General features: G+C 77.1%; 3 protein-coding genes. All 3 read left to right on the top strand.

The features are described 5' to 3' along the window. A partial coding sequence (locus tag NBW84_RS18035) for a glycosyltransferase family 4 protein (RefSeq protein ID WP_250285905.1) occupies positions 1–1,056 on the top strand: 1,056 nt, incomplete at its 5' end. Between the two features lie 8 nt (positions 1,057–1,064). Next, the gene (locus tag NBW84_RS18030) at positions 1,065–1,934 is read left to right on the top strand and encodes an NAD(P)H-binding protein (RefSeq protein ID WP_250285904.1); all 870 of its coding nucleotides are present in this window, start codon (positions 1,065–1,067) and stop codon (positions 1,932–1,934) included. A 1-nt stretch (position 1,935) separates the two neighbouring features. After that, on the top strand, positions 1,936–3,918 hold a 1,983-nt coding region (locus NBW84_RS18025; protein WP_250285903.1), incomplete at its 3' end, for a heparinase II/III domain-containing protein.

Raw genomic sequence — 3,918 nt, 5'->3', positions numbered from 1 at the left:
GCCCCCCCAGCCGCGGCGAAACCGCCGGTGGCAGCGGAGCCGGTGGCCCGGACACGGCCGCCGGGCCGGCCGGCCGGGCCCTCCTCGGCGGAGCCCTCCTCGGCGGAGCCGGCGTCCAGGACGCTGCGTGCCCGGCTCGGCGCGGCCCCCGGCGACACCCTCGTCCTCTACATCGGCGCCCATGGCATCTCCCAGGGGCTGGTCTCGGTGGTGGACGCCGCGGCCGAGCTTGCCCGGGATCCGGTGCACGTCGCCCTCGTCGGCGAGGGAGCCGACCGCGGGCGGGTCGCCGACCGGGTCGCCGAGCTCGGGCTCACCAACGTCACCATGCTGCCCGCGGTCGACCGCGACGAGGTGCCGGCCATCGTCGCCGCGGCCGACATCTGCCTGGTCCCGCTGCGGGACGTGCCGCTGTTCGCCACCTTCATCCCGTCGAAGATGTTCGAGCTGCTCGCCGCCGGCCGGCCGGTCATCGGCGCGCTCGCCGGTGAGGCCGCCCGGATCCTCTCCGAGGCGGGCGGGGTCGTCGTCCCGCCCGAGAACCCGTCGGAACTGGCCCGGGCGATCCGCCTCCTGGCCGCGGACCCGGCCCGGCGCGCCGCCATGGGCGCACAGGGCCGGGCCTGTGTGGTGGCGCGTTTCGACCGGCGGGTGCTCGCCCGCCGCTACCGTCACCTCCTCGAGGAGGTGACGGGCCGTGCCGTCACCGTTCCGCGACAGCGCCCACAGCCCTCGGAGGACACCACCGAACTGCACTGGCCACCGGTGCCACCGCCCCGACCGGCTGCCGAGCCGCGCCGGCCAGCGGACAAGCCGTCCCAGCCCGTGGCCGAGCCGCTCCGTCCGGCACCTCTGCCGCCCCCGCCGGCGGGCGGGGCAGCAGGGACGGGCAGGACGGCGGGTACGGCGGAGGGCTCCGGCGCGCCCGGCGCATCCGAGGCCTTCGGGACGGCCGACAGCACGGCCGACAGCACGGCCGACAGCACGGCCGACAGCACGGCCGACGTCACGACCGACGTCACGACCGACGTCACCGGGCGGCGAGGACGCGCATGAGGCTGCTGGTGACCGGCGGAACGGGATTCCTCGGACGCCGGGTGGTCGCGGGCGCGCTCCGGGACGGCCACCACGTCATCGGGCTCGCCCGCGGCGCGGCGGCCGCCCAGGCCCTGGAACGCGCGGGCGCGCAGGCCGTCGCGGGCGATCTCGACGACCCCGCCTCGGTGGACGCCGCGTTCCAGGCCGCCAAGGGCGACGTCCTGGTCAACATCGCCTCCCTCGGCTTCGGGCACGCGGACGTGATCGTCTCGGCGGCCGAGGCGTCCGGGCCGCATCGGGCGCTCTTCATCTCCACGGCCGCGATCTTCACAACGCTCCCGGCCGCGACAAAGCGGATCCGGACGGACGCCGAGAAAACGATCACCAGCAGTGGCCTCGACTGGACGATCCTGCGCCCCACCATGATCTACGGAGGCCCGGACGACCGGAACATGGCGCGGCTGCTGGCCGCGCTGCGCCGCTGCCCGCTGCTGCCCCTGCCCGGTGGCGGCAGGCGCCTGCAGCAGCCCGTCCACGTCGACGATCTCGCCGCCGCCGTGCTGGCGGCGGTCCGGTCGGACGCCTGCGCCGGCCGCGCCTACAACCTCGCCGGGCCGGAGGCACTGACCTTCCGGACGATCGTGGCGGAGGCCGCCGACGCGGTCGGGCGCCGGGCCGTCACCGTCCCGTTCCCGCTGCGCGCCACGCTCGCCGCGGCCCGCGGGTACGAACGGCTGGCGGCCCGCCCGCGGCTGCGCGCCGAGCAGATCGCCCGGCTCGCCGAGGACAAGGCGTTCCCGATCACCGACGCGGCCGCCGACCTCGGCTTCGCGCCACGGCCGTTCGCGCGGGGCATCCGGGACGAGGCGGCGCTGCTGGCCGAGGGGCGCCGCTGACATGGCGGAGCCGCTTGACGTGACCGGCCCATGCCCGCCGGCGGGCCACGGGATCGCGGCTGTGGCCCGCGCCGCCGGCTGGCCGGCGCCGGCCGCACGGTACGCGCGGACCGTGCGGCACCTGCGGCCACAACAGGTCACCGCCCGGGTGCGCCTGCGCGGCCAGCGGGCCTTCACCCGGCGTTTCCCCGGGACGACCGACCGGCTGCTGCGGCTGGCCGCCCCGGAGATCGGCTGCTGGCCGTCCGCCTTCGTACCGTTCGACGGCCGCTGCGCCGCGTCCTGGCCGGACGTGGCCGAACTGCTCGACGGGACGCTGACCCTGCTCGGCCACCCCCGCCGGCTGCGCGCCCCGGGCGGCGGCCCGGCCGAACTCGACTGGGCGCAGGCCGGCGCGCCGCTGCTGTGGCGCTACCACCTGCACTACTGGGACTGGGCCTGGACGCTGACAGCGCACGGTGACCGCGACGAGGCCCGGGCTGCCTTCGCCCGGCTGTACACGTCCTGGCGGGCCGCCACGATGATCGACAGCAGCCGGGGCGCCGCGGCGCTCGACGGCGGCCAGGCCGTTACGCGCCGCGGCCGCGGTCGTGGCCGCGGGCCAGTGCCGCCGGGCGCCGGCACCGCGTGGGCGCCCTATGTCGCGTCCCTGCGCGCGTGGACGCTGTGCGGGCTGTTCGAGCCGCTCGCGCGGGGCGGCGCGGCCGAGGCGGCCGTGCGCGCCGACCTCGGCCGGCACGCGGCCTTCCTGCGGCCGCACCTGGAGACCGACGTCGGCGGCAACCATCTGGTCAAGAACCTCAAGGCCCTGATCGGGCTGGCGGTGGCCGCCGGCGACACCGCGGGCCGCCGGCGGTGGGTCGAGAGGCTGCGCGGCGAGGCCCGCCGGCAGGTGCTGGCCGACGGTGGTCACTACGAGCGGGCGCCCGCCTACCACTGCCAGGTGCTCGCCGACCTCGACGACGTGGTCGGCCTGCTCGCGGCGAGCGGCGCGGCGGTGCCGGACGACCTGCCGGCCGCGATCACCCGGATGCGCGACTGGCTACGTAAGATAATCGGCCCGGACGGGACGGTGCCGCTGCTGAACGACGGCTACCCGGTCCCCGCCGACGCGGTGGAGCACCTGCTGTCCGGCGACCTGCCCGGCGGCCACGAGCCCGTCAGCGGCGGACCCGCCGGACCAGGCTGCGCGAACCCGGAGACCACCGGACCGAGAACCGCGGGACCAGGACCAGCAGGACTGACAGGACCAAGCAAAGCAGGAGAACCAGCGGGGCCGGGAACGGCGGGACCGGGAACGGCGGGACCGGGACCTGGCCGGCAGCGGACGGCCCGCGACAGCGGTGACGCCTGGCCCGACGCCCTCCCACCTCCTGGCGTCCTCCCGCCTGACGGCATCTCGTCCGCCGGTGCCTGGACCGGGTCACGGCTGCTCGCCGACAGCGGTCTCGCCGTGCTGTGGGCGGGCGGCTTCCACCTCGTCGCCGATGTCGGGCCGGCCTGCCCGGACACGCTGCCCGCGCACGCCCACGCCGACACCCTCGCGTTCCTGCTCTGGTACGACGGCGTCCCCCTGATCGTCGACACCGCGACCTCGACCTACGACCCGGGAGCCGTCCGCGACCACGAACGCTCGAGCGCGGCGCACGCGAGCCTGGTCGTCGACGGAGCCGACTCGACCGAGGTCTGGGGCGCCTTCCGCGCCGGCCGCCGCGCCCGCCCGACGATCGTCCGGCTGGCGCTGGACGGCGACACGGCGGTCCTCACCGCGTCCCACGACGGCTACCGGCACCTGCCCGGACGCCCGGCGCACGAGCGCACCTTCACCGTCCGGCCGGAGCGGGTGACGCTCACCGACCGGGTGACGCGCACCGGGCGGGCAGACGGACGGGAGACCGGGCGCGGGGGCCATCGCGTCGAGATCCTCTTCCCGCTCACCCACACCGCGACCGCAGCCCTGGACGGCCCCGACACGGTCCGGATC

The organism is Protofrankia sp. CiP1_Cm_nod2 (assembly GCF_920664355.1).
Lineage (GTDB): Bacteria > Actinomycetota > Actinomycetes > Frankiales > Frankiaceae > Protofrankia.
Note: the sequence above shows the minus strand (reverse complement) of the source record. Positions and strands in the feature narration are given on the sequence as shown.